Raw genomic sequence first — 24,230 nt, 5'->3', positions numbered from 1 at the left:
GCTAAACCTGGGCGACGAACGAGCCGGCCGCGCCCGCGAGCGTGACGACCGCGGCGATGGCAGCGACCATGATGATGCGAAACAACGCCCGCGAAGCTGGAGCTCGCACCACGACGACCACTCCGGCGATGAGCAGGGCCGTGGTGGCGATGGCTCCGACTGCCGAGAGGGGAGAAATCTCGGGCGGGCCGAGCGCTCCCAGCAGGCCGGCGCCCGAGAGCGACGCAAGGGCGACCACGCCCGCCGGGCGCGTGCCGATCCGATGGGGGAGCGAGCGGATGCCGTGCCGACGATCGTCGTCGAGATCGGGCAGCACGTTGGCGAAGTGGGCGGCCAGCCCGAGGAATGCCCCCATGGCGATCGCCCACCAGGCTGCGGTAGCCGGAATTTCGCGAGCGAGCGTGACGATGAGTGGTATCAGCCCGAAGCTGATGACGTAGCAGGCCGTCGCGGCGACAGTGCGCTTGAGGCCGAGGTTGTACGCCCAGCCCGAGGCGAGGGCGATGCCGTGCACGGTGGCGAGGGCGAGACCCAGCAGCAGCGACAGCCCCACTGACGCCACGGCGGCGATCACCGCGAGCACCATAATGGTGCGCGCGCTCACCTCGCCCCGCACGACCGGCTTGTCGCGCCGACGGGCATCGAGGTCGCGCTGCGCGTCGATGGCATCGTTCGACCATCCGATCGACAACTGGTTGGCCAGCATCATCGCGCCGAGAATCGCCACGCGCATCGGATCGAGTCCGCTCAGCGCCGCGAGGGCCGTGGTGACCGAGGCCACGACGAGCGTCGGACCGATGTGCGCAGCGCCGACGACGACGCCCAGGCGTTGCATCATCCGCCCATCGTAGGCGCGGGCCGGTTACCATCAGCAGATGCGACGCGGCACGAGAGGCCTCAAGAGGGCGACCGCCCTGACTCTCGCCCTCGCACTCGCGACGACGGGCTGCGCTGCGGCGCAGCCCGGTATTCCTGTGCCAGTTGAGCCAGCGCGACTGGTGGGCGCCCCTGTCGCGCTTGACGCGCGCGAGGTGTACCTCGAGCAGCGCATCGCGGCGATGTCGACTGAGCAAAAGGTCGCGGCCCTCATCATGGTGCACGTTCCGGGCACCGACCCGGGCCGCATCCGCGCGCTCATCGACGCCCACGGCTTCGCCGGGGTGATCGTCATGGGCGACAACGTCGGGGGTCCGGCATCGACGGTCGCCACCCTTACGCGAGCGCTCAGCAGTGAGCCGGGGCTGCCGGTACTCACCGCGATCGATCAAGAGGGCGGCGACGTGCGCCGGCTGCGCGAGGACAATGCGGCGTCAGCTCGCACGCTGCGGGGTGCCCCGCCGTCGGCGGCGGAGCAGGCTTTCCGCGAACGGTCGGCTCTCGTCGCTGAAGCCGGGGTGCTCATCAACTTTGGCATCGTCGCCGATGTCACGCCCGATCGCTCGTCGTTCATCCGCAGCCGCACGCTCGGCGAGACGCCGGCGGCGGCCGCTGAGAGGGTAGCGGCAGCCGTGCGCGGGGAGGCGGGCAATGCGCTGTCGACGCTCAAGCACTTTCCGGGCCACGGCGCGAGTCCGGATGACTCACACGTCAGTATTCCGCAGTCATCGATCTCGATCGACGAGTGGCGGTCGACGCACGCCGTTCCCTTTCGTGCTGGAATCGAGGCGGGCGCTCCACTCGTCATGATGGGGCACCTCGAGTTCTCGCAGATCAGCGACCTCCCGGCATCGCTCTCGCCCGTGTGGATCGACCTGCTGCGCAGCGAACTGGGCTTTGACGGCGTCATCGTCACCGACGACATGCTCATGCTCCAGCGGTCGAGGGTAGCTGCCTACGCCGACCCGGTGCAGAATGCGGTGCGCGCACTTGCCGCGGGCAACGACCTGCTGCTCTACGTGCTGCCCGCAGACCCGCGCACCGTCGGCATCGACCCCGGCACGCTGGTCGCCGAGCTCGCCGCGGCTGTGTCAGACGGACGCCTCGACGAAGTGGCCCTCGACGAATCGCTGCATCGCGTGCTCGATCTTCGGCGCGATGCGAGCGGCGACACAGGACCATTCATTGATTGCGGCGCGAAGTGCTGGGGTGAATCGCCCCGGGCGGTCGACAGAATCTCAGAGGACGACGACGAATTGATTGCCGGCTAGAGCGTCGGCAGGGTCACGTCGGCCACCCGCTCAACGAGTGGGGCATTGACAACGGCGCGCTGCGTGCCGCCCGCGGTGGCCGGCAGACTTGTCACGACCGTCGTCGTGATAGCGCCGAACACGACGGCAAGCGTGCCCAGACCGGTGATGATCGCGGTGACCGGGGTCAGCTTGCGGTGGCGCTCGAGCGAGATCACGATCGCGCCGACCAGCAGCAACGTCGCGCCAGTGATGGCGAGTGCGATCATGCGCTGTGCTCCCGTCGGGTTCGGGTTCGGGTCGAGCAGGCGGTTGGGGGGACGCCGGGGGCTGGTTTTTTGAACGAGCCTCACTCTAGGCTATCGGTCTTCGCAGACAGCGGGAGCCCCCGAACCGGGGGTGTCGTACGGCAGGGCTGCGCAGGCGAGGCTAGACCTCAGGAAGCTGGAAGTCGAGGATCTTCTCGATGCGCACGTCGCCGAGTGGAGGCCGTGCGCGCTCTGGCCCGCCCACGATCGCCACTGAAGCGAGCACCAGCAGAACGACCGCGACGAGGGTCGCTGCGGCGATGCGCAGCAGCTGGGCGCGGCTCATGTGGGTGCTCCAGGGAAGAGCGCGGATTCAGTCTTTCGGGAGAGCTGATCCGGCACCGTCGGGTACGGTGCACTGTGAATCGTACTCTCGTTCGGGCAGGTGCCGCACGCGACCGTGACAACACGGCAGAATGGCCAAGTGAGTGCATCGGGGGAACCACTGCGGCATCGTGACGTGCTTGACGCCGTGGCGGCCTCACTCGAGTCGGTACTCGTCGAGGCGCACGCTCTGCAGGTCGAGCCAACCGGAAACGGCTTCACGCACGGATATCGCGTGACCTTGCGCGCCGGCGCGGGCGAACTCACCGACCACACGGTGTTCGTCGAGACCTCGCCCCCCGAGGCGACACGACCCGGAGTGCTGACTCTGCGCAATCCGGCGACGGGTGAGAAGGTCGATGTCTGGGTCTACCCGGCAGACCCGGCGCTACCCGCTCTGCGCACAGCGGTCTATGCCGAGGCGGCTGGCGTCGTGCTCGCTCGACTCGGGCTGCCGGTCGACGGTCTGAGAGTGAGCCTCGCGGCGTACCGGCCCGGCAAGCGGGCGGTCGTGCGCGTCGACACCACCGAGACCGCGTACTTCTTGAAGGTTGTGCGCCCGCCCGCCGCCGAGCCGCTGCAGGCCAAGCACACGCTGTGGAGAGAGGCATCGATTCCGGTGCCGGCGGTGCTCGGCTGGAGCGAAGAAGGCCTGGTGGCGCTAGAGGCTCTGCACGGTGCGGAGGTCATATCGCTGCTCGATCGCATTCAGCATCCGGCAGCGCTGCTCGACGAGCTCGAGCGCATCGTGTCGGCCATCGCGACGGTGCCCTCGACGGCTGCCGCTCGCGCGTCGCTCGTGCGTCGTATCGACTGGTACGAAGAGCGCTTGATCGAGCAGCTGCCCGAGCACGACGGTCTCATCGAGCGCACGGCACGCACGATCTCGCGGCGATTCCGCGCGGGCGGGGCACCTCCGCCGTCTCGCACGGTGCACGGTGACCTGCACCTCGCACAACTGCTCGCGGATCCGGCCGCGCCATCGACCGTCACCGGTCTTCTCGACATCGACACCTCGGGCTGGGGAGACCCGGCAGACGACGCGGCCGCGCTCTACGCACACCTCATCGCGACCGTGGTGCATGACGGCGGTAGTCGTGCCACGGTGCGGGCTCGCCGATGCTCGGTGCTCGCCGACGGCTGGCGACGCCGCTGGTTCGGCGCGTCTGAAGCGGGGTTCGTCGATCGGGCGCACGCGATCGCCGCCACGCAGCTTCTCGGGCACGCGCTCTCGCGATCGGCGGCGGGCACGGCGGGGGCGACCGAACTCATCGAGCGAGCGCATCGGGTGGTCAATGCAGATGAGAGGCCTCTCACCGGCTCCTCCTGGTGATCTCATTCGCGCTGGAGAGAGTTGCTCCATCGACGCGGGCCGCTCGGCGCGCGAGAGGGAGGACATCATGGACAACAAGAACTGGATCGCCATCGGGGCGGCCTCGGCACTCAGCATCGGCGTGCTCGCGAGCGGTGCCGCCACCGTCGCGAACGCGATGCCGCTCATGGAGAACACGACGGGGCTCAGTGTTCCCGGCATCGACTCGCTGCAGCCGGGCAACGGCTCGGCTGACGTCGGCTTTAGCGTGACGAGCGACAGCATCGTCTCGCCCACGTCGAGCGACTCGCCCTCGAGCCCCACCTCGACCAACACGCCGACGTCGCCCGCCTCAGTCGACAGCCCGGTGTCGCCCGCCTCAGCCGACAGCCCGGCGAGCCCTGTGTCGGTCGACAGCCCGGTGTCGCCCGCCTCGGTCGACAGCCCCGCCTCGCCGGCTTCGCCGGCCTCGGTTGACAGCCCTGCGAGCGTCGACTCGGTCGACTGACTGCAGTCGCGGCAATGGCCTTCGATGAGAACACTCTCATCGAAGGCCATCGCCGTTCTCATCGCCGCACGCCACACTGGAATCGACACGAAAGGAACACCATGCCCCCCGCACCTCGCTGGATCTCGATCTCGGCCGCCTCGGCACTCGGGCTGGGCATCGTGGCCGCGGGCGCCGTCGGGGTCGCCAACGCGCTGCCGCTCGTCGACTCCACCACCCAGGCGCAGGTGCCGCCGATCTCCACGGTGCCCGGCGACTCGCTCAGCGACGTCAAGGGCTCAGCGGGCACGGGCGACGTGACCTTCCCCGTACCGTCGTCGACCCCGGCCGTGTCGAGCACGGTTGCCCCGACCGCCGAGCCGGCCGCGCCCGTGCAGCAGGCACCCGCGCCAGCGCCGCGACCCGTCGCCCCCGACAGTGTGTCGCCCGCGTCGCCGGCAAGCGTCGATTCGGCAGACTGACGCAGACCCGGCAGCGGCGGTAAGGCGCGCCGCCCGTCAGATCAGGCGGTAGCCCATGCCGCGCACCGTCTCGATGCGGTCGGCCCCGATCTTGCCTCTCAGATAGCGCACGTACACGTCGACGACGTTCGAGCCGGGGTCGAAGTCGAAACCCCAGACGCGGCTGAGCAGCTGCTCACGTGAGAGCACCTGTTCGGGGTGCCGCACGAACTGCTCGGCGAGCGCGAACTCGCGCGCCGAGAGATCATTGGTCAGACTGCCGACTGTCACGCGCCGGGTGGTGAGGTCGAGGGCGATGTCACCGTGCCGAAGCACTGTCTCGGCGACCGACTGCTGGCCAGACTCTCGCAACCGAAGACGGATGCGCGCCATGAGCTCGTCGAACTTAAAGGGCTTCGGCAGGTAGTCGTTGGCGCCGCCGTCGAGACCCGTCACGGTGTCGTCGACGCTGGTGCGGGCGGTGAGCATGATGATCGGCATCGTCTCCCCGCGGGCGCGCAGGCGCGTGAGCACCTCGAATCCGTCGATACCGGGCAGGCCCACGTCGAGAAGCACGAGCTCGAACGAGCCTGTGGCCACGTAGTCGAGCGCGGCGAGCCCGTCGTCGACGACGGTCGGCGAGTAGCCCGCTGCCGAGAGGCCTTTTTCGATGAACGACGAGATGCGCCTCTCGTCTTCGACGATCAGAATGCTGGTCACGAACCTCTCCCTGCTGCCGCGGTCGGCGCGGATTCTGAGGGTTCGGCGAAGCCCTCCGCCGGCGGCGGGGGCGCGGCGCCTGCGTCGACGGTCGGAATCACGATGCCGAATCGAGAGCCATCGGGCGAGGTCTCGAGGCTCACGTAGCCGCCGTGAGCGCGGGCGATCGCTGCCACGATGGGCAGGCCGAGCCCCGACCCTCCGATGCCGCGGCCCGTGTCTGCGCGGCCGAATCGCTCGAAGATGCGGCGCTCGGCTCCTTCGGGAATGCCCGGACCCTCATCGGCGACCCAGAACTCGACCGAGCCCGCGTAGGCCGTGCTCCCGACGCGGATCAGCGAGTCGACTGCCGAGTACTTCGCGGCATTGTCGGCGAGCTGCAGCCAGCCTTGAGTGATGCGGGCAGGCGAGAGCGGAGCCACGACATCGGCGGACGCCTCGAGCTGCCAGCGCCGGTCGGGAATCGCCTGCATCTTGCTGAAGACGAGCGCCGTGAAGTCGGCGACGTCGGTCGGCTCCGCGAGAGCGGCCAGATGCTCGGCACGAGCCAGGGCATCGATGTCGTCGACGAGGCCCGCCATGCGGTCGAGCTCGTCGATGGCGATCTCGCGGGCTGCCAGCACATCGGCGGGCTTGGACGCGTCGAGCAGTTCGAGGTGCCCGCGCACGATCGTGATCGGCGTCTTGAGCTCGTGACGCACGTCATCGAGCAGTTGACGCTGGCTGGTGAGAGCCTCGTCGATGCGGTCGAGCATCGCGTTGACTGTCTCGGTGAGCGCCGAGACGTCGTCGTTGCCGTTGACGGGGATGCGCTCCGACAGATCTTCCGCCGTGATGCGCGAGGCAGTCTCGGCGAGCGTGCGCAGAGGCGCGAGCAGCCGACCCGCGACGAACCAGCCGACGACACCGATCGCCGCGAGCGAGAGCAGGGCGAGCCCCGCGTAGGTGAGAAAGGCACCTGCGACTTCGTCGACGGCGCGTTGAGCATCCACCGCCGTGACATACGCCCCCGACTGCTCGCTTCCCGCGATCTCGACCGGCACAGACACGTACCGCAGGGTGCCGACGGTCGTGACCGCCGTGCCGAGAGTGACGCTTCCGGAGCTCGCTTCGTTCCAGACGCGCTCGATGAACGCCGGGTCGTCTTCCAGGTGGAAAGCGATCGCCGTACCGGGAATGAAGCGCGCGGCGCCATCGATGATCGCCACGCTGCTCTCATGCCGGCCCGGCACGAGGCGCGACATGACAGCGCTCAGAGCCTCGTCGACGGTGGCGAAGGTCGTCGCGGTGCTCTCGGGCACCGTCGCCGTGCTGCCGCCCTGCGCGGAAGACTCACCGGTCACGATGCCGCGTGCGGCCTCGACGGTGGCGAGCAGCTCGTCGTCGATCGTGCTCAGCACGCGGTCGCGCTGCACGATGTACGCGGCGAAACCCGAGACAGCCATGCCGAGGCTCGTGACGATGAGAATCACGGCGAGAATGCGCGACCGCACCGAGACGCGGGGGAGCGCAGCACTGGCCATGGCCTCATTATCGTCGTGCGATGCGCGCAGGTCGGGCAGATGAGAACACTCTCACCGGCGAGGCGGCCACTCTCGGGCGATGGTGCGCAGGTCTCCAGCTTGCTCTACCTGCACCTGCAACTCGCCCTCGCGCTCGCGCACCGTGCCGGTGACGAGCAGGAAGCGCGCTGACAGCGACTCGCGCATCGAGCGCGGTGCGTCGGCACTCGTGGTGAGCCCGACGACCGCGGTGCCGTCGTCGAGCAGCAGCTCGGCCGTCGTCAGGGTGTCTCGCGGGCGCCGCTCGCCGGCGATCGTGACCGACCGCCCGATCGAGCGGTCGGTGATCGAAGCGAGGTCGGTGGCCTCGGCGGCGGCGAGCAGCAAACGGTACTCAGCCATGCGCGCGGCCGCGCGCGGCCGCGTCGGCTCGATCCGCACCGGAATGTCGCTGGCGTCGGTGAAGAGCACCGGATGCTCCGGCCCCGGTCTGCGCGACAGGCGACGCGGCACGCGCACCTCCCGAGAACCGGTTGACCGAACGGCACCATCGTATCGAACACATGTTCGATTGTCTCGTTTGGATCAGGAAGGATCGTCGGCGGCGATGAGTCCCAGGGTCGCGAGCTGCTCGGCGAGCCCGGCCCCGTCGGGCGCCCACACCCACGGCGGTCCGTCTCCTCCGTCCAGCGGTGAATCGTCTCCTCGGCTGCGCCCGCCCGCGAGCACGGCTTCGGGAGTCGACAGCTGGCGGATGGCGATCGCCGCCACGTTCTGCGGAAACGCCTCGCTGAAGTCGCGGTAGAGCTCTTCGTCGTGCTGCCCGTCATCGCCGATGAGCACCCAGCGAACATCCGGAAACTCTCGTGCCAATCTCTCAAGGCTCGTGCGCTTGTGATCGCGTCCGCTGCGGAACAGACGGTCGTGCGTCGGCCCCCAGTCGGTCAGCAGCATCGTGCCATCGGGGTACAGGTGCCTGCTCATGAACCGGTCGAGGGTCGGCGCCACGTTCCACGCGCCCGTTGACAGGTAAATCACGGGCGAGCCGGGGTTCTCACGCACCAGTCTCTCGAGCATGACCGCCATGCCCGGCACCGGTCGGCGAGCATGCTCGTCGAGCACGAACGTGTTCCACGCCGCCAAGAACGGCCGTGGCAGGGCGGTGACCATGACGGTGTCATCGATATCGCACACGACGCCCAGTCGCGCTTCGGGTCGCACGACGTAGATGCGCGCCTCGACCCGTTCTGAGCCCGGCGCCTCCAGACTGATCGTGCGCAGCCCTGGCTCGAGGTCGACCGCGAGATCGACGTCGACGACACCTCCGCGGTCGGAGGTGACCTCGAACTCCTGGTCGCCGATGCGCACGGTGACGGTGCTGTCGGCAACGGGAATGCTGACGAAACTGCGCCACCCCCGAATCGTCGCGCGCGTCTTGGCGGTCTTCGACGGTCGGGCGAGCAGCACGCGGCAGAGCACCCTGATCCAGCCGTCGCCCCCATAGCCGCTGTAGGGAATCACGACGGGCTCGAGCCCCCGGCGCCGACCCCACCGCGCACGAAAGCGATGAAAGCGGTCTTCGAGGGCGACCGCGCGAAGGGCCCACCTGGCCGGAGACGCGGTCTCGGGGGTATCCCTCTCATCCGGCACGTGTTCAGTCTTGCAGAATCGCAGAACGAACGTTCTTCCCACGAATCCTCATGTCACCGAGATCTGAGGAGTACAGTGGCGCACGTCGAAAGGGTTACACCGTGCTTACCATTGATTCCAGCGCAGCGCTGCTCTCGTCTGCAGCTCCGATTCGCAACGAGCCTGTTCAGGCTCGCAGTACAGCGCGGCTTGCCACGCTGCTCGACTCCGCGGCCTCCGTGATCGACGAGATCGGCTACGAGCGCCTCACCACGGCGATGGTTGCCGAGCGCGCAGGCGCTTCGATCGGCACGGTCTACCGCTACTTTCCCGACCGCATCGCGGTTCTGCAGAGCCTTGCGGCGCGCAACGTCGAGCGGCTCATGGTGCGTACCGCCGACGAGCTCGCGGCCGGTCGTCACGCCTCGGCGACGGATGCTGTGCTGGCGTTGCACGCCGTCACCGTCGACCTCTTCCGCACTGAGCCGGGCTACCGCTCGTTGCGCGCGGGCGACGTCATCGATCTGCGCCCGTCGTCGACCGACGCGACGGCCAACGCCATGCTGGCGACCGCCGTCAGCGACGCGCTCGTCGCGCACTACGGCGTGAACGACTCGTCTGACGTGCGGCTGGCGATCGGTACTGCCGTCGAACTCATCGACGCGCTGACCGCTCGTGCCTTCGCGCGCAGCGAGAGCGGCGATGCCGAACTGCTCGCCGAGACCGAGCGCGCCCTGCGGGCCGTGCTCGCCGGCCGTCTCTAGCATCGAGGTTGCCTCGGCCGACGTTACGGCCGTCTGGAGAAGTGCCCAGAATCCATGCGAACGGGCATGACCTCTGCACCGAATGCTGTTTGACTGAACACGCGCTGAACGTCACCCCAGTGCGCTGACCTGTCAGCAGGCGACCGGAAGAGGGCCACGTGATCGAGTTCCGCTCCATCTCCAAGGTCTTCGACGACGGAACCCTCGCCGTCGACGACTTCAGTCTCGTGATCCCGTCGCACCAGACCACGGTGCTGGTGGGCTCGAGCGGCTGCGGCAAGACGACGCTGCTGCGCATGATCAACCGCATGGTCGACGCGTCGAGCGGAGAGCTCGAGATCGACGGCGAGAACGTCGCCGACATCGAGCCCGTCAAGCTTCGCCGACGCATCGGCTACGTGATGCAGAATTCAGGGCTTCTGCCGCACCGTCGCGTGATCGACAACATCGCGACGGTGCCGCGACTGAACGGTGTGCCCAAGAAAGAGGCGCACGCTCGCGCTCTCGAGCTCATGGACACGGTCGGACTCGACCGGGCCATGGCCGACCGCTATCCGGCCCAGCTCTCGGGCGGGCAACAGCAGCGCGTCGGTGTCGCGCGCGGCCTCGCCGTCGACCCGAACATTCTGCTCATGGACGAGCCGTTCGGCGCCGTCGACCCGATCGTGCGAGCCGACCTGCAGCAAGAACTGCTGCGTTTGCAGCGCGAGCTCGGCAAGACGGTCGTCTTCGTCACCCATGACATCGACGAGGCCTTTCTGCTCGGCGACCAGGTCGTCATTCTCGAGAAGGGTGCCAAGATCGCTCAGCAGGGCGCCCCGCACGAGATTCTCGCGAACCCGGCGAGCGAGTTCGTCGCGAGCTTCATCGGCGCTGATCGCGGCAAGCGCGCGCTGAGCATCCAGAGCATCGACGGCGCCGACGTGCTCGTCGACGGCGACGGCAACGTCGCTGGTCGCCTCGTGGAGTCGAGCCCGGCGTGACCTGGGTCTTCAACAACCTCGACTTGATTCTGCAGCTCACGCTGCAGCACATCAGGCTGAGCATCGTGCCGATCGTGCTGGGGTTCATCATCGCCCTGCCGCTCGGCTGGGTGGCCTACCGCTACCGGCTCACGCGCGGTCTCGTGCTGACGCTCGTCGGTCTGCTGTACACGATTCCGTCGCTGGCCCTCTTCGTCGTGCTGCCGCCCCTGCTCGGCATCGGGTTCTTGAGCGAAGCGAACGTGATCATCGCCTTGACGATCTACGCCGTCGCGATCATGGCTCGCTCGGTCGCCGAAGCGCTCGCGAGCGTCGATCAAGGGGTGAAGCAGGCGGCGACGGCCATGGGCTACTCGGGTTGGGGCCGGTTCTGGACCGTTGACTTTCCGCTCGCCGGCCCGGTGCTCCTCGCCGGCCTGCGCGTGGTCGCGGTCAGCACCGTGAGCTTGTTGACGGTGGGCATCGTCGTCGGGGTGCAGAGCCTCGGCTACCTCTTCACCAACGGCTTTCAGCGCGGCATCGTCGAGCAGGTGCTGGCCGGCGTCGTGATGGTCGTGGTCATCGCGCTGCTGTTCGACGGGCTGCTCGTGCTGCTGGGCCGGTGGCTCATGCCGTGGACCCGACTCGACCGATCGCCGCGCCGATCGGTCGAGAGCCAGCAGGGCGTGGAGTCTCCCGCCCAGGCGTTCGGCCGTGGGGTGCAGCAGGCAGGTGCGCGATGAACCTCTTCACCGACGCGTTCGCGTGGCTGCTCGATCCCGAGAACTGGCAGGGACCAGGCGGGCTCCTCGAGCTCACCGGGCAGCATCTGTGGTTCACGGCACTCGCCGTCTTCTTCGCAGCGCTCATCGCAGTCCCGCTCGGCTGGCTGATCGGGCACACCGGCCGGGGCCGCGAGCTCGCCGTAGGAATCTCAGGTGCCGCGCGAGCCCTGCCGACCTTCGGCCTGCTCTTCCTGTTCGTCATGCTCGTCGGCGTCACGCTGCGCGGGCCGGCGACGGTCGTGGTGCTCGTGCTGCTGGCGATTCCCCCGATTCTCGCTGGCGCCTACGCCGGGCTCGAAGTCATCGACCGCCGCACGATCGACGCCGCGCGCGCGATGGGCATGACCGAATGGCAGATTCTCTGGAAGGTCGAGGTGCCACTGGGTCTGCCCCTGCTGCTCGGCGGTCTTCGCAGCGCCACGCTGCAGGTGGTGGCGACGGTGACGCTCGCCGCCTACGTTAACCTCGGCGGACTCGGCCTGCCCATCATCCAGGGCATCGCGCTACGCGACTACGACCGCATGCTCGGGGCGGCCATCCTCATCATCGTCATTGCCCTCACCCTCGATGCGGTCTTCGCGCTGCTCGAGACCTACGCAGTGCCGCGTGGTGTGCGCGCGGCCCGCGCCCCAGAACCCCGCACGACGTCAACCGGACGCCGCGCGGCGGTGGCAGACTCCGCCACCACCTGAAGAAAAGAGACAAACGCATGTTCACAGCAAGGAACAAGGGCCGGCTCGCCATGACGGCAGCCGCGGTCGGGGCATCATTGGCCCTGGCAGGGTGTGCATCGGGCGACCCGCTGGCGCCCGAGCCGGATACGGATGCTCCCGCCGAGACGATCGTCATCGGCTCGCAGGCCTACTACTCGAACGAGATCATCGCCGAGCTCTACGCTCAGGCGCTCGAAGAGGGCGGCTTCACCGTCGAGCGCAACTTCCAGATCGGGCAGCGCGACGCCTACATTCCGGCACTCGAGGCCGGTGAGGTCGACCTGTTCCCCGAGTACACCGGAAACCTGCTGCAGTTCTGGAACCCCGATACCACCGCGACGCAGGCAGATGAGGTCTTCGCCGAGCTGCAGGAGGTCGTGCCGGAGGGCCTCCAGGTGCTCGACCAGTCGTCGGCCACCGACCAAGACAGCTACAACGTCACCGCCGAGTTCGCCGAAGCAAACGGCCTTAACTCGATCGGAGACCTCGCCGGCGTCGACGGACTCATCCTCGGCGGCTTCCCCGAGCTCGAAGAGCGCCCCTATGGCCCCACGGGCCTGCTCGACGTCTACGGCGTGACCGTCGGCTTCCAGGCGACCGGAGACACCACGGTCGAGTCGCTGCTTGAAGGCATCGTGAATGTCGCGAACGTCTACAGTGCCGACCCGCGCATCGGCTCGAACGGACTCGTGACGCTGGCCGACCCCGAAGGTCTCTTCCTAGCCTCGAACGTCGTGCCCGTCGCCTCGGCCGATCTGCCGCAAGAGGCGATCGACATCATCAACGAGGTGAGCGCCGCTCTCACGCCTGAAGGCCTTGTCGCCCTCAACGTACAGAGCACGGTCGACCAGCTCGGCTTCACCGAGATCGCCACTCAGTGGCTGACCGAGAACGGGTTCCTCGGCTAGCCAGCCGCAGCATCCTTTCGCTACAGGGGCGGGCACTGTTCAGTGCCCGCCCCTCTGTCGTGTGCGACGTTCAGTCTTCGGTCGTCGTCGCATCGCCGTCGCCGGGGTGATCGGCGAAGCGTGAGACATAACGGTCGAGCAGCTTCTTCACCGCAAATACAAGCAGCCAGAATCCGACGATGACGCCCACGAAGATGAGCGCCGCAGAGTCGAGGGTCTCGGCGATGCTGCGATAGCCCTCGGCTGCTGCTGAGCCCACCGACACGTAGGCGAACGACCAGATGATGCACGCGGGGGTGAGCCACAGCATGAAGGTGCGGTAGCGCAGCGTGCTCATTCCGACGACGAGAGGTGTGAGGGAGTGCAGCACAGGCAGAAACCGTGAGACGAATACCGCGATGCCGCCCCGGTGGTCGAGGAAGTTCTCGGCGCGGCGCCAATTCTTCTCGCCGATACGGGCGCCGAGACGAGAAGCACGCAGCCGCGGCCCGAAAAAGCGCCCGATCGCGAAGCCGAGCGAGGCACCGGTGAGCGCGCCCACGATGACGACGATGGCGAGCGCCCAGTACTCGGCGGGGGAGTCGACCGCGGTACTCGCGACGAGCACGACGGTGTCGCCGGGCACGATGAGGCCGAGCAAAATGGTGGTCTCGAGCATGATGAAGAGACCTGCCAGTGCCGTGCGCAGCACCGGGTCGACGCCCTGCACGAGGTCGAGGATCGCGTCGAGCAACTCGTTCACGTCGCGAGCCTAGCCGGGCTCACTGTGCGCTAGAGGCTCGCGTCTGCTCTCGACTCTGTCAAGGTCGGGACCTTCGGCCCCTGTGCGGCACCGCTGCCTTTTCTAGGCTCGATTCGGCGGCGAGTTGCCGCCTTCCACTCCTCTTCTGCAAGGCAGGTGACCCCCTCGTGGTCGAATGGCTCGATCCGCTCCTGTTGGCCCGTTGGCAGTTCGGTCTGACGACCCTCTACCACTTCCTGTTCGTGCCGCTCACGATCGGCATGGTGATCCTCGTCGCCATGTTCCAGACCGCGTGGGTACGCACCGCGAACTTGAAGTACCTGCACCTCACGCGCTTGTTCGGCAAGATCTTTCTGATCAACTTCGCCATGGGTGTCGTGACGGGCATCGTGCAGGAGTTCCAGTTCGGCATGAACTGGAGCGACTACTCGCGCTTTGTCGGCGACGTGTTCGGCGCCCCGCTCGCCATGGAGGGCCTGCTCGCGTTTTTCCTCGAAGCGAGCATGATCGGGTTGTGGATCTTCGGCTGGGACAAGCTTCCGGCAAAGCTCCACCTCGCCGTGATTTGGCTGCTGGCACTCTCGACGACGCTGTCGGCGTACTTCATCCTCGCGGCCAACGCCTTCATGCAGAACCCCGTGGGCTTCGAGATCAACGAAGAGCTCGGGCGCGCAGAATTGACCGACATCGGCGCGGTGCTCACCAACCCTGTCGCGCTCGCGCAGTTTCCGCACACGATCTTCGCCTCGGTGATGTTCGCCGCGGTCGTCATGGTGGCGGTCGCCGCCTACCACCTCTCGCGTGGTCAATACCTCGATGAGATGCGCACCGCGCTGCGGTTCGGCCTCATCGTCAACATCGTCGCCTTTGTCGGCGTGGCGCTGACCGGCGACCAGCTGAGCCTGATCATGGTCGAGACCCAGCCGATGAAGATGGCCGCTGCGGAAGCGCTGTACCAGACCACCGCTGGTGCATCCTTCTCGATCTTCACCTGGGGAACCCCGGATGGCTCGAGCGAACTCTTCTCGATCCGCATTCCTTACATGCTCTCGTTCCTGTCGACCCACGACTTCATGGGCACGGTCGAGGGCATCAACGACCTGCAGGCACAGTACGAAGCCGAGTTCGGCCCCGGAAACTACACGCCCATCATCTGGGTGACGTACTGGAGCTTCCGCTGGATGATCGGCCTTGGCGCCATCGCGGCCCTGATCTCGGTCGTCGGCCTGTGGGTAACCCGTGGCGGACGCACCCCCACCCGCAACTGGGTGTGGAAGGTTGCGATCTGGTCGGCACCGCTGCCTCTCGTCGCAAGCCTCATGGGCTGGATCTTCACCGAGATGGGCCGTCAGCCCTGGATCGTCTTCGGCCTCATGCTCACGGAGGACGGAGTGTCGCCGGGAGTCTCCGGGCTCGAAGTGCTGATCTCGTTGATCGCCTTCACCCTCATCTACGGTGCGCTCGCGGTCGTCGAATTCAAGCTCATCGTGCGCGCAGCCGTCGACGGCCCGCTCGAGTGGGCCAAGTACGACGCTGAGCACGACGGCAGCGGCGACGCGACCGTCGATCCGGCCAAGCTCGCGACCGTCTACTAACCAAGTCAAGGAAGCACACATCATGGATCTCGCAGTGCTCTGGTTCCTCATCGTCGGGTTCTTTTTCATCGGCTATTTCGTGCTCGACGGCTTCGACTTCGGAGTGGGAATGGCCTTGCCGTTCCTCGCGAAGGACGACACCGACAAGCGCGTCATGATCAACACGATCGGGCCGGTGTGGGATCTCAACGAGACGTGGCTCATCGTGGCCGGCGCGTCGTTGTTCGCGGCCTTCCCGTACTGGTACGCGACCTTGTTCGACGGCTTCTACCTGGCCCTGCTGCTCATTCTGCTCGCGCTCATCGCACGCGGTGTCTCGTTCGAGTACCGCAGGCTCGGCCGCTCAGAGCAGTGGAAGAGCTGGTTCGACTGGATGATCATCGTCGGTTCAGCGGTTCCGGCCCTGCTCTGGGGTGTGGCGTTCGCGAACATCATCCAGGGCGTCGCGATCGACGAGACCGGCACCTACGTCGGAACCCTCTTCGATCTGCTCAATCCCTACGGGTTGCTCGGCGGCCTCACGACCCTGCTGCTCTTCTTCACGCACGGGGTGCAGTTCGTCGCTCTCAAGACCGACGGCGAGCTACGGGAGCGAGCACGCTCGCTTGCCGTCCGCTCCGGCCTCGTGACGATCGTGGTCGCCGCGTCGTTCCTGGTCTGGACGGTCATCCAGCATCTCGACGTGGCGCACCTCCCGGTGCTCGTGTCGCTCGCCGCCGCCGCCGCGGTCGCCCTCATCGGCTCGTGGATCGCCAATCGGGCCGGGGCTGAGAAGTGGGCATTCGGCCTCATGGCCGCGACGATCACGTTCGCGGTCGGCAGCATCCTTGCCGCGCTGTATCCGAACGTGATGCCCTCGACGATCGATCCGGCCTACAGCCTGACGATCGCCAACGCCTCGAGCTCGCAATACACTCTCGAGGTGATGACCTGGGTGGCCGTCATCATGCTGCCGCTCGTGCTCGCCTACCAAGGCTTCACGTACTGGGTATTCCGTCGACGGATCACCCGCTCGTCGATTCCCGTGGCGGCAGCGCACTGAAGCCGCTCGACCCGCGCTTGCTGCGCACCGCGTCGGCCGCCCGCACTCTGCTGGCGGCCGGCGCGGCCGTTGCCGCGGTGCACACGATCAGCATCATCGCGTTCTGCTGGTTCGCGGCGCAGTCGATCGTCGGCGTCATCGACGGCGTACCCGTCGCGCAGCTGGGCCAGCCGATCATCGCGACGGCCATCAGCATCGTGGTGCGTGCCTCCACGCAGGCGCTGCTCGACGCGCTCGCCGTGCGCGGTGCGGCGATCGTCAAGAGCCAGCTGCGCAGCCGTGTGATCAATGCGGTGGATGCGGGAGGTCAGTCTTTGCTGGGCGCTACCTCGAGCGCGCGAGTTGCCACTCTGCTCGGGCAGGGCCTCGACGCGATGGACGGCTACATCGGCAAGTACCTGCCGCAGCTCATTCTCACGGCCGTCGCGACTCCGCTCGTCGTGCTCGCACTGCTTTTCGCCGATCTCGTCACCGGCATCACGGTGATCGTGACGCTGCCGATCATCCCGGTCTTCATGGCGCTCATCGGCATGGCCACGCAAGCGGTGCAGCGTCGCCAGTGGCAGCAGCTCGGCGCCCTGGCGCAGGGCTTTCTCGAGGTCGTGCAGGGTCTGTCGACGCTCATGGTGTTCGGCCGTCACCACCGGCAGACAGATCGCATCGCCGAGGTCACCGAAGGGTACCGGCGGCGCACGATGTCGGTGCTGCGGCTGTCGTTTCTCTCGGGCTTCACGCTCGAGCTTGCTGCGAGCCTCTCGGTCGCGCTCGTCGCCGTGTCGGTGGGTATCCGCCTCATCGACGGCGACATCGGGCTCGCCCTCGGCCTCTTCGTGCTCATCCTCGTTCCCGAGGCGTACCTGCCCCTGCGGCAGGTCGGCGCTCAGTTCCATGCGGCGAGCGAAGGGATCGCGGCGGCTGACGACGTGCTCACGCTTCTCGACACCGCTCAGGGGTCGACCTCCTCGTCGGGGGAAACGCTGGTCACGGTGCGACCGCCGGCTGATGCGACGGTCCCCGCACTGCGGGTTCGCGACCTGACTGTTCGTCGCGGCGACCGGGTGGTCGTCGACCGGCTGTCGGGCGAGTGGATGCCCGGCACGGTACTCGCGATCACCGGGCCGAGCGGTGCGGGCAAGACCTCTCTGATCGGCGCTGTACTCGGTCTCGTCGATGCCGAGGGTGAGATCGAGTTCGACGGTGCGCTCGTCGCGGCCGCCGATCGCGCATCGCGCATCGCCTGGGCCGGGCAGCGCCCCGACCTCACGAGTGGGTCACTCGACGGTGTCGTCGCGCTGGGTGCCCCGGCGGTCGATGCTGAGCTCGTGAACCGGTCGCTCCAGTGGGCTGCCGCCGACGATGTGCCCCGCGATACCGTTCTCGGCGCGGCCGGTGAGGGGCTTTCGGGCGGTCAGGCGCAGCGCGTCGCGCTCGCGCGGGCTCACTACCGCGCCGTCGCCCGATCGAGTCGTGTCGTGCTGCTCGATGAGCCGACCTCCGCTCTCGACGCCGAGACCGAGGCCCGCATCATCGCCGGTCTGCGATCTCTCGCCGACGACGGCCGCCTCGTCGTGGTGGTCACGCATCGCCGTGCCGTGATGGCGGCGGCGGATGCTGTGCTCGCCTTCGGCGCACCCTCCGACCCGCCCGTTGCCGACGCCCGCAGTGTCGGCGCCGTGCCGCAGCCACTCGACACAGCCGGGGGTCGACGATGAGCGCGAGCGTCGAGCGCGACGGCGCGGGCACGGTCGACCGCGCCACGCGGCGGCCCGTTCTGCGAGCATCCCTGCCGCCGATCCGCGCCTTCTGGCCGGCTCTTGCGCTGGGCGTGCTCGCGAGCGGCTCGGCCGTCGCCCTGCTTGCCACGAGTTCGTGGCTCATCGCGCGTGCGGCCGAGCAGCCGCCCATTCTCTTCCTCGGGTTCGCGATCGTCGGCGTGCGCGCCTTCGCTCTCGGCCGCGCCGTGTTTCGGTACCTCGAGCGGCTCGTCGCTCACGACGCAGCGTTTCGTGCGCTCGGCACCTTGCGCGTCAGCGTCTTTCGCAGGCTTCTGCCCGTCGCGCCTGATGGGCTGAAGGGGGTGCGTCGCGGCGACCTGCTCACCGCGCTCGTGCGCGACGTCGACGCCCTGCAAGATCTGCCCTTGCGAGTGCTGCAGCCGATGGTCACCGCCCTCGTGGTCAGCTCACTCGCCGTCGTCGGAATCTGGTGGGTCTCGCCGGCGGCGGGTTTCGCCGTGCTCGCGGGCCTTGCCATCACGACCGCCGCGGCGGCTGCGGTGATGGCAGCGCTGAGTCGTGACGCCGACGCCCGCATCGCTCCGCTGCGCGGTCAGCTCGCCGACGCCGTGCTCGAGTACCTGACCCGCTGGGAAACCTTGCGCGCATTCGGAGCCGATGTCGAACGCCGCGAGCGTGTCGCAGCACTCGATGCCCAGCTTCGTAGCGCGCAGACGCGTCAGTCGGCCGCAGCAGGCAGTGTTGCGGCACTCTTCACCCTCGGTGCCGGGGCGACCCTTCTCGCGGTGCTCGTGGCCACCGAGCCGGCGTTCGCGAGCGGGTCGATCACGGCGCCCGTGTTCGTGCTGCTCGTGCTCGTGCCGCTCGCGGTGTTCGAACTGGTGGCAGGGCTGCCCGCAGCCCTCTCTGCATGGTGGCGAGTGCGGGCGAGCGCCGACCGCATCGCGTCCGTCGTGCCGGCGACCACTCCCTCCGAACTGCCGACGGCGCCCACGAACCCGGCGGCCGTTCCCGAGGGGCCGCTCAGTGTTCGACTGCGCGGAGTCACGGCGCGCTGGCCGGGAGAGCCGCACCCCGCGCTCTCTGAGGTCGATCTCGACCTCAGGCCGGGTGACCGGCTTGTCGTCGAAGGATCGAGCGGAGTGGGCAAGACGACCCTCGCGCACGTGCTCGTGCGCTTTCTCGACCACGAGGGCGAATACCTGCTCGGCGGGATCGATGCGCGCACGATGCACCCGGACGACGTGCGTCGGCACGTCGTGCTGTGCGAGCAGAGCCCGCACTTGTTCGATGACGGCATTCGCCAGAATCTGCTGTTCGCGCGCGATACCGCCACCGACGACGAACTGCTCGGTGTGCTCGAGCGCGTGGGGCTGGGTGAGTGGTGCCACGCCCGAGGGGGTTTGGATGCGCTGGTCGGCGAACGGGGCCGGCTCGTGAGTGGCGGCGAGGCGCAGCGCATTGCCCTGGCTCGCGCTCTGCTGACCGATGCGCCCGTGCTCGTGCTCGATGAGCCGACCGCGAACGTCGATCCTGATCGCGCCGAATCGCTGCTCGACGAGCTGCTCGGCGCCGCCGCCGCTCCGGATCGCGCGATCATCGTGATCTCGCACACCCCCGTCGCCGACCGACTCGCGACGTCGCGCCTGCATCTGGCCGCGCCCCGCGCGTGAGCGCGCCGAGCTTCGACCGACGCCGCTAGGCTGGGCGCGCCACCGCCACGACATCGACCCTCAAGGAAGAGGACATTCAGCATGGTGCGCACCACCGGCCCGGGCCCGAGCTTCATGACCAGCGACGACGGCGTTCCGGTCTACCGACCGGGTCTCGACGAAGACCCCGAGGCGCCTCGAATGATGCGCATCGAGCGCGACAGTCTCGGTGAGATGCCCATTCCTGCCGACGCCTATTGGGGCATCCACACCGCGCGCGCTCTCGAGAACTTTCCGATCACGCGACGCGCTCTCTCGAACCACCCGAACTTGATCGTCGCCCTCGCGATGGTCAAGCAGGCGGCAGCGCGGGCCAACAAAGAGATCGGAGTGTTGCGCGCCGAGCGCGCCGACCTCATCGATCAGGTCTGCAGCGAGATCATCGACGGGCACTTGCACGACCAGTTCGTACTCGGCGTGCTGCAGGGCGGCGCGGGCACGAGCACGAACATGTGCACAAACGAGATCATTGCCAACCGCTGCCTCGAGCTCATGGGCGAGCAGAAGGGCGACTACGCGAACTTCCATCCGAACGACCACGTCAACCGCAGCCAGTCGACGAACGACGTGTACCCGACCGCCATCAAGCTCGCTATGGTGTTCAGCCTCGAGAGCCTGCTCGCCGAGCACCGCCTTCTCATCGACTCGTTCGCAGCGAAGGGGCAAGAGTTCGCGCAGATTCTGAAGGTCGGGCGCACGCAAATGCAAGACGCCGTGCCGATGACTCTGGGGCAAGAGTTTCGTGGGTTCGCGACGACACTCGGCGAAGACCAAGAGCGGCTGAGCGAGATCATTCCGTGGCTCAACGAGATCAACATGGGGGCGACGGCGATCGGCACGGGCATCACCGCCGACCCGCGCTACGCCGAGGCGGTGCGGCGCCACCTCAGTGAGATCTCGGGTCACGCGATGGTCACCTCGCCCGACCTCATCGAGGCGACGAGCGACACCGGCATCTTCATGACGGTGTCGGGCACGCTCAAGCGGGCGGCCGTGAAGCTCTCGAAGATCTGCAACGATCTGCGGTTGCTCTCGAGCGGGCCGCAGGCAGGCTTCGGCGAGATCAATCTGCCGCCGCGGCAAGCGGGCAGCTCGATCATGCCCGGCAAGGTCAACCCAGTGATTCCTGAAGTGGTCAACCAGGTCGCGTTCTCGATCATCGGCGCCGACGCGACGGTCACGGCCGCGGTCGAGGGCGGTCAGTTGCAGCTCAACGCCTTCGAGCCCGTCATCGCGACGAGCATCATGCAGTCGTTGGCATGGATGTCGAATGCCTGCCGAACCCTGCGCATCAACTGCATCGACGGCATCACCGCCAACGAAGAGCGGCTGGCCGAGATGGTCGAAGCTAGTGTCGGCGTCGTGACCGCGTTGACCCCCTATCTCGGCTATCAAGAGTCGGCTGCTCTCGCCTACGAGGCGCTGTCGACGAAGGTGCCCGTGCGCCAGCTCGTGATCGAGCGAGGCCTCATGACCGAGGCAGAGATCGCCAAACTGCTCTCGCCTGAGCGCCTCAGCGGTGTCGTGCCGGCAACAGGGGCGATTCCGTTGCCGATGGTCGCGCCCGAGAACTGAGTGCTGGGGGTGCCGCGCGCCAGAGATGCAGCGTTGCGTACGACCGCCACGGTGCCCACTGCTCGCCCAGTCGAGCCGCCTCGCGCGCGCTCTGTGCCGCTCGGCGCGCCCGCAGCGTGCGCAAGAGCACGAGGTCGGTGCTGAGTAGCAGGTCGGGTGATCCGAGCACGCGCATCGTGACGTAGTCGGCCGTCCACGGTCCCACCCCGTCGAGGTCGACGAGCCTCGATCGCAGTTCGCCTGACGTCAGTCCTACGTCGAGGCGCAGCTCGCCCGAGGCAAGAGCGCTGGCTGCACGGTGAATCGCCAGCACCCGGGTGCGCGGCCCTCGCAGCACCGAGAGTCCGTGCTCGGCCACGACGGCGGGGGAGGGGAAACTCGTCAAGCCTTCCGGGGGGCGCACCGCCCGCGACGCGGCATCCAACTCGGCAGCCAGCCGACCGAGCACCGTGCGCGCGGCGGCAAGCGAGATCTGCTGACCGACCATCGTGCGCAGCAGGGTCTCTGAGGCATCGACTGAGCCAGGAATCCGGATGCCCGGCGCGGCATGCACGAGGGGTGCCAACAGCGCATGCTCGCGCAACTGCTCATCGATCGCGGGCGAGTCTGCATCGAGGTCGAACCACCGTCGCACGCGGGCGGTGAGTGGCTGCAGGTCGCTGAGCGTCGCGAGCCGGGCACTCACTCGCACGCCGGGTCGTGAACGATCGAGCACGACGCGCACGAACGCCTCGCCCCCGGGCAAGGGCAGCAGCCGCTCGATGCTGCCCTCGTCGAGGTTGATGCGCTCGACGCCGGTGATCGCGTGATCGGCGAAGTAGCGCAGCACTCCCTCGCCATCGAACGGAGGCCGTGCTGCCAGGCGCACCGACACCGTCGTGCCCTCGATGCTCGGCCCCGTTCGACGGCCCTGTCGACTTCGGCGCGCCAGAGTGCGCAGCTCGCTGGGCGTCAGGTCGTAGACCTCGCGCATCGTGTCGTTGAACTGTCTTATGCTCGCGAACCCGGCAGCGAACGCGACGTGCGACACCGGCAGGTCGGTCGCGGCGAGCAGTGCTCGTGCCGACTCGGCGCGATGCGCTCGGGCGAGAGCCAGTGGGCCAGCGCCGAGCTCGTCAGCGAGAACTCGTGCCAGGTGTCGGCTGCTGTAGCCGAGCTGTGAAGCCAGGCCAGCCACACCCTCGCGCTCCACTACTCCGTCGAGAATGAGGCGCATGGCGCGCCCGGCCAGGTCGTCGCGGAGGTTCCAATCAGGATTCCCGGGCAGCGCATCGGGCTGACACCGCTTGCAGGCCCGCAAGCCTGCTTCATGCGCCGCAGCCGCGGTCGGGTAGAACCGCACATTGTGGGGTCGCGGTGTCGCGGCGGGGCAGCTCGGGCGACAGTAGATGCCCGTGGAGTGCACACCGGCGATGAACTGGCCGTCGAAGCGGGCGTCACGCGCCGACAGCGCGCGGTAGCAGCGGTCGTGATCGAGGCCCATGCGGCCAGCGTGTCAGGCGCCGAGCCGACACGCCAGCGGAAATCAGACATTGCTGCGCTGACCCGAACGGCAGCCCGAGCACTACAGTTTCACCCATGACCGACCCTTCAGGCGCTACGCCGTCGAGCGCTACTCCCGACTACAGCGCCACGGCAACCGGGGTATCGAGCGCGCCCGCCCTGCATGCCGCCCCGAACGAGGTGCGGCTCGAGACCCAGACCGCGCAGGCGGGCCTGCCGACGACGCGACGCGCGAGCCCTGGTCTCGTGGTCGCATCCGTCATCGGCTACATCATCGTGGCGCTATCGCTGCTTTTCGTACTCGCCTATCTGTTCGTCGGCCTGGGGGCAGCCGGCGTCATCATCGGTGGCGTGCTCGCTCTCGTGCCGCTCGGCATCGTGTTCTGGGGCATCCGCTGGATCGACCGATGGGAGCCCGAACCGCGCGGTGCCCTTGTTTTCGCTTTTCTGTGGGGCGCGGGCATGAGCGTATTCATCGCACTTGCGGTGGATGCTGAGATTCAGAACGTCATCGCAGCAGCGGGCCTCGGCGACTTCGGTGCCGAGTTCTTTGGCGCCGCGATTCAGGCCCCCATCGTCGAAGAGGTGGGTAAGGGCCTCGGCGTGCTGCTGCTCTTCTTCGCCGTGCGACGGCACTTCGACGGCCCCGTCGACGGCATCGTCTACAGCGCCTGGGTGGCGGGCGGGTTCGCCTTCACCGAAAACATTCTCTACTTCGGCAGCGAGCTCGCTGCCGGCGGAGCGAGCACGGTCGAGGTCTTCTTCATCCGCGGCCTCATGTCACCCTTCGCGCACGTCATGTTCACGGCCTTCATCGGTGCCGCCATCGGGTTCGCGGCGCAGAGGCCCGGTCGGTGGCGCGGGGTGGTCGCGTTCGGCATCGGCCTGATTCCGGCGGTGCTACTGCACGCCTTCTGGAACGGCGTGCTCTTCTTCATCAGTGACTTCTACGGGTACTACCTGCTCGTGCAGGTGCCGCTGTTCGTGGTCGCTGTCTGGCTCGTGTCTCAGTTGAGGCGCCAAGAGCAGCGCATCATCCGCGAACGACTGGGCGAGTATGCCGCGGTCGGTTGGTTCCACGAGCAAGAAGTGGCCATGCTCTCGAGCCCGACAGGCCGTCGCGATGCGAAGCGCTGGGCGAAGGCTCACGGTGTGGCGCCCGTCATGCGCGACTTCATTCGTGATGCGACGAGTCTCGCCTACGCACGCCAGCGCATTCTCGGCGACCGCGACTCGATCGGTTCCCAGTCAGACGAGGCAGTGCTTCTGCAGAGAGTCGCTGCATCGCGGCATACGCTCCGGGGTCCGGCGCCGACGGCGTAAG

General features: G+C 67.8%; 24 protein-coding genes. 15 read left to right on the top strand and 9 right to left on the bottom strand.

The window, feature by feature from the left end:
- Nucleotide 1: 1 nt before the first annotated feature.
- On the bottom strand, nt 2-838 hold the full coding sequence (locus tag KL788_RS01360; protein WP_293167795.1) for a UbiA family prenyltransferase: 837 nt from the start codon (nt 836-838) through the stop codon (nt 2-4).
- A 37-nt stretch (nt 839-875) separates the two neighbouring features.
- Here KL788_RS01360 and KL788_RS01355 point away from each other — a divergent pair, with 37 nt between their 5' ends.
- Nucleotides 876-2,147 carry a glycoside hydrolase family 3 N-terminal domain-containing protein gene (locus tag KL788_RS01355; RefSeq protein ID WP_293167793.1) on the top strand — a complete coding sequence of 424 codons (1,272 nt, stop codon included), beginning with the start codon at nt 876-878 and terminating at the stop codon, nt 2,145-2,147.
- Here KL788_RS01355 and KL788_RS01350 read toward each other — a convergent pair.
- Nucleotides 2,144-2,395: a hypothetical protein gene (locus tag KL788_RS01350; protein ID WP_293167791.1), complete on the bottom strand. Its 252-nt coding sequence runs from the start codon at nt 2,393-2,395 to the stop codon at nt 2,144-2,146. The genes KL788_RS01355 and KL788_RS01350 overlap by 4 nt on opposite strands.
- A gap of 160 nt (nt 2,396-2,555) precedes the next feature.
- Nucleotides 2,556-2,720, bottom strand: coding sequence for a hypothetical protein (locus KL788_RS01345; RefSeq protein ID WP_293167789.1), 165 nt, complete (start codon nt 2,718-2,720; stop codon nt 2,556-2,558).
- A gap of 138 nt (nt 2,721-2,858) precedes the next feature.
- Here KL788_RS01345 and KL788_RS01340 point away from each other — a divergent pair, with 138 nt between their 5' ends.
- From KL788_RS01340 to KL788_RS01330, 3 genes are all read left to right on the top strand, one after another.
- Nucleotides 2,859-4,091 carry a phosphotransferase family protein gene (locus KL788_RS01340; RefSeq protein WP_293167788.1) on the top strand — a complete coding sequence of 411 codons (1,233 nt, stop codon included), beginning with the start codon at nt 2,859-2,861 and terminating at the stop codon, nt 4,089-4,091.
- A 67-nt stretch (nt 4,092-4,158) separates the two neighbouring features.
- Nucleotides 4,159-4,578: a hypothetical protein gene (locus KL788_RS01335; protein WP_293167786.1), complete on the top strand. Its 420-nt coding sequence runs from the start codon at nt 4,159-4,161 to the stop codon at nt 4,576-4,578.
- A gap of 101 nt (nt 4,579-4,679) precedes the next feature.
- Nucleotides 4,680-5,039: a hypothetical protein gene (locus KL788_RS01330; protein ID WP_293167785.1), complete on the top strand. Its 360-nt coding sequence runs from the start codon at nt 4,680-4,682 to the stop codon at nt 5,037-5,039.
- Nucleotides 5,040-5,075: 36 nt separating this feature from the next.
- Here KL788_RS01330 and KL788_RS01325 read toward each other — a convergent pair whose 3' ends face one another.
- The 4 genes from KL788_RS01325 to KL788_RS01310 form a co-directional block, all read right to left on the bottom strand.
- Complete coding sequence (locus KL788_RS01325; RefSeq protein WP_293167783.1) at nt 5,076-5,738, bottom strand: response regulator transcription factor; 663 nt, start codon at nt 5,736-5,738, stop codon at nt 5,076-5,078.
- Complete coding sequence (locus KL788_RS01320; protein WP_293167781.1) at nt 5,735-7,261, bottom strand: sensor histidine kinase; 1,527 nt, start codon at nt 7,259-7,261, stop codon at nt 5,735-5,737. Before KL788_RS01320 ends, KL788_RS01325 begins: the two co-directional genes overlap by 4 nt.
- 51 nt (nt 7,262-7,312) lie before the next feature.
- The gene (locus KL788_RS01315; RefSeq protein WP_293167779.1) at nt 7,313-7,753 is read right to left on the bottom strand and encodes a hypothetical protein; all 441 of its coding nucleotides are present in this window, start codon (nt 7,751-7,753) and stop codon (nt 7,313-7,315) included.
- Nucleotides 7,754-7,825: 72 nt separating this feature from the next.
- Nucleotides 7,826-8,890 (bottom strand): App1 family protein, encoded by a 1,065-nt coding sequence (locus KL788_RS01310; RefSeq protein WP_293167777.1) that lies wholly within the window; start codon nt 8,888-8,890, stop codon nt 7,826-7,828.
- A gap of 101 nt (nt 8,891-8,991) precedes the next feature.
- On the opposite strand from KL788_RS01310, the gene KL788_RS01305 reads away from it, so the two are divergent.
- The 5 genes from KL788_RS01305 (at nt 8,992) to KL788_RS01285 (ending at nt 13,001) form a co-directional block, all read left to right on the top strand.
- Nucleotides 8,992-9,633, top strand: a complete 642-nt coding sequence (locus tag KL788_RS01305) for a TetR family transcriptional regulator (RefSeq protein WP_293167775.1) — start codon at nt 8,992-8,994, stop codon at nt 9,631-9,633.
- A 158-nt stretch (nt 9,634-9,791) separates the two neighbouring features.
- A complete protein-coding gene (locus KL788_RS01300) occupies nt 9,792-10,616 on the top strand; it encodes an ABC transporter ATP-binding protein (RefSeq protein ID WP_293167773.1) in 825 nt (274 codons plus the stop codon).
- Nucleotides 10,613-11,338 (top strand): ABC transporter permease, encoded by a 726-nt coding sequence (locus KL788_RS01295; RefSeq protein ID WP_293167771.1) that lies wholly within the window; start codon nt 10,613-10,615, stop codon nt 11,336-11,338. Before KL788_RS01300 ends, KL788_RS01295 begins: the two co-directional genes overlap by 4 nt.
- Entirely contained in the window at nt 11,335-12,072 is a 738-nt protein-coding gene (locus tag KL788_RS01290) for an ABC transporter permease (RefSeq protein WP_293167769.1), read from the top strand. Before KL788_RS01295 ends, KL788_RS01290 begins: the two co-directional genes overlap by 4 nt.
- Nucleotides 12,073-12,089: 17 nt before the next feature.
- The gene (locus KL788_RS01285) at nt 12,090-13,001 is read left to right on the top strand and encodes an ABC transporter substrate-binding protein (RefSeq protein ID WP_293167767.1); all 912 of its coding nucleotides are present in this window, start codon (nt 12,090-12,092) and stop codon (nt 12,999-13,001) included.
- A gap of 70 nt (nt 13,002-13,071) precedes the next feature.
- On the opposite strand, the gene KL788_RS01280 is transcribed toward KL788_RS01285, so the two are convergent.
- On the bottom strand, nt 13,072-13,743 hold the full coding sequence (locus tag KL788_RS01280; RefSeq protein WP_293167765.1) for a DedA family protein: 672 nt from the start codon (nt 13,741-13,743) through the stop codon (nt 13,072-13,074).
- Nucleotides 13,744-13,910: 167 nt separating this feature from the next.
- Between KL788_RS01280 and KL788_RS01275 the strand changes: the two genes are divergently transcribed.
- The 5 genes from KL788_RS01275 (at nt 13,911) to KL788_RS01255 (ending at nt 21,403) form a co-directional block, all read left to right on the top strand.
- A complete protein-coding gene (locus tag KL788_RS01275; protein ID WP_293167763.1) occupies nt 13,911-15,338 on the top strand; it encodes a cytochrome ubiquinol oxidase subunit I in 1,428 nt (475 codons plus the stop codon).
- A gap of 22 nt (nt 15,339-15,360) precedes the next feature.
- A complete protein-coding gene (gene cydB / locus KL788_RS01270; RefSeq protein WP_293167761.1) occupies nt 15,361-16,380 on the top strand; it encodes a cytochrome d ubiquinol oxidase subunit II in 1,020 nt (339 codons plus the stop codon).
- A gap of 17 nt (nt 16,381-16,397) precedes the next feature.
- Nucleotides 16,398-18,092, top strand: coding sequence for a thiol reductant ABC exporter subunit CydD (cydD, locus tag KL788_RS01265; protein ID WP_293167759.1), 1,695 nt, complete (start codon nt 16,398-16,400; stop codon nt 18,090-18,092).
- Nucleotides 18,089-19,789, top strand: a complete 1,701-nt coding sequence (gene cydC / locus KL788_RS01260; RefSeq protein WP_293167757.1) for a thiol reductant ABC exporter subunit CydC — start codon at nt 18,089-18,091, stop codon at nt 19,787-19,789. The genes cydD and cydC overlap by 4 nt, the downstream gene beginning before the upstream one ends.
- Nucleotides 19,790-19,969: 180 nt before the next feature.
- On the top strand, nt 19,970-21,403 hold the full coding sequence (locus KL788_RS01255; RefSeq protein ID WP_428846102.1) for an aspartate ammonia-lyase: 1,434 nt from the start codon (nt 19,970-19,972) through the stop codon (nt 21,401-21,403).
- On the opposite strand, the gene KL788_RS01250 is transcribed toward KL788_RS01255, so the two are convergent.
- The gene (locus KL788_RS01250) at nt 21,342-22,886 is read right to left on the bottom strand and encodes an AlkA N-terminal domain-containing protein (protein WP_293167755.1); all 1,545 of its coding nucleotides are present in this window, start codon (nt 22,884-22,886) and stop codon (nt 21,342-21,344) included. The two genes, KL788_RS01255 and KL788_RS01250, sit on opposite strands and share 62 nt — an antisense overlap.
- Before the next feature lie 95 nt (nt 22,887-22,981).
- On the opposite strand from KL788_RS01250, the gene KL788_RS01245 reads away from it, so the two are divergent.
- Nucleotides 22,982-24,229: a PrsW family intramembrane metalloprotease gene (locus KL788_RS01245; RefSeq protein WP_293167753.1), complete on the top strand. Its 1,248-nt coding sequence runs from the start codon at nt 22,982-22,984 to the stop codon at nt 24,227-24,229.
- Nucleotide 24,230: the final 1 nt, after the last annotated feature.

It is taken from the genome of Microcella sp., from assembly GCF_019739195.1.
In the GTDB taxonomy this organism is placed as follows: Bacteria; Actinomycetota; Actinomycetes; order Actinomycetales; family Microbacteriaceae; genus Microcella.
Note: the sequence above shows the minus strand (reverse complement) of the source record. Positions and strands in the feature narration are given on the sequence as shown.

Excerpts from the sequence above, each read along its gene's own strand:
- KL788_RS01355 (WP_293167793.1), top strand. The coding sequence starts at position 876 with ATGCGACGCGGCACGAGAGGCCTCAAGAGGGCGACCGCCCTGACTCTC.
- KL788_RS01350 (WP_293167791.1), bottom strand. The coding sequence starts at position 2,395 with ATGATCGCACTCGCCATCACTGGCGCGACGTTGCTGCTGGTCGGCGCG.
- KL788_RS01245 (WP_293167753.1), top strand. The coding sequence starts at position 22,982 with ATGACCGACCCTTCAGGCGCTACGCCGTCGAGCGCTACTCCCGACTAC.
- KL788_RS01290 (WP_293167769.1), top strand. The coding sequence starts at position 11,335 with ATGAACCTCTTCACCGACGCGTTCGCGTGGCTGCTCGATCCCGAGAAC.
- KL788_RS01335 (WP_293167786.1), top strand. The coding sequence starts at position 4,159 with ATGGACAACAAGAACTGGATCGCCATCGGGGCGGCCTCGGCACTCAGC.
- cydB (WP_293167761.1), top strand. The coding sequence starts at position 15,361 with ATGGATCTCGCAGTGCTCTGGTTCCTCATCGTCGGGTTCTTTTTCATC.
- KL788_RS01250 (WP_293167755.1), bottom strand. The coding sequence starts at position 22,886 with ATGGGCCTCGATCACGACCGCTGCTACCGCGCGCTGTCGGCGCGTGAC.
- KL788_RS01360 (WP_293167795.1), bottom strand. The coding sequence starts at position 838 with ATGATGCAACGCCTGGGCGTCGTCGTCGGCGCTGCGCACATCGGTCCG.
- cydC (WP_293167757.1), top strand. The coding sequence starts at position 18,089 with ATGAGCGCGAGCGTCGAGCGCGACGGCGCGGGCACGGTCGACCGCGCC.
- KL788_RS01345 (WP_293167789.1), bottom strand. The coding sequence starts at position 2,720 with ATGAGCCGCGCCCAGCTGCTGCGCATCGCCGCAGCGACCCTCGTCGCG.
- KL788_RS01255 (WP_428846102.1), top strand. The coding sequence starts at position 19,970 with ATGATGCGCATCGAGCGCGACAGTCTCGGTGAGATGCCCATTCCTGCC.
- KL788_RS01330 (WP_293167785.1), top strand. The coding sequence starts at position 4,680 with ATGCCCCCCGCACCTCGCTGGATCTCGATCTCGGCCGCCTCGGCACTC.
- KL788_RS01320 (WP_293167781.1), bottom strand. The coding sequence starts at position 7,261 with ATGGCCAGTGCTGCGCTCCCCCGCGTCTCGGTGCGGTCGCGCATTCTC.
- KL788_RS01285 (WP_293167767.1), top strand. The coding sequence starts at position 12,090 with ATGTTCACAGCAAGGAACAAGGGCCGGCTCGCCATGACGGCAGCCGCG.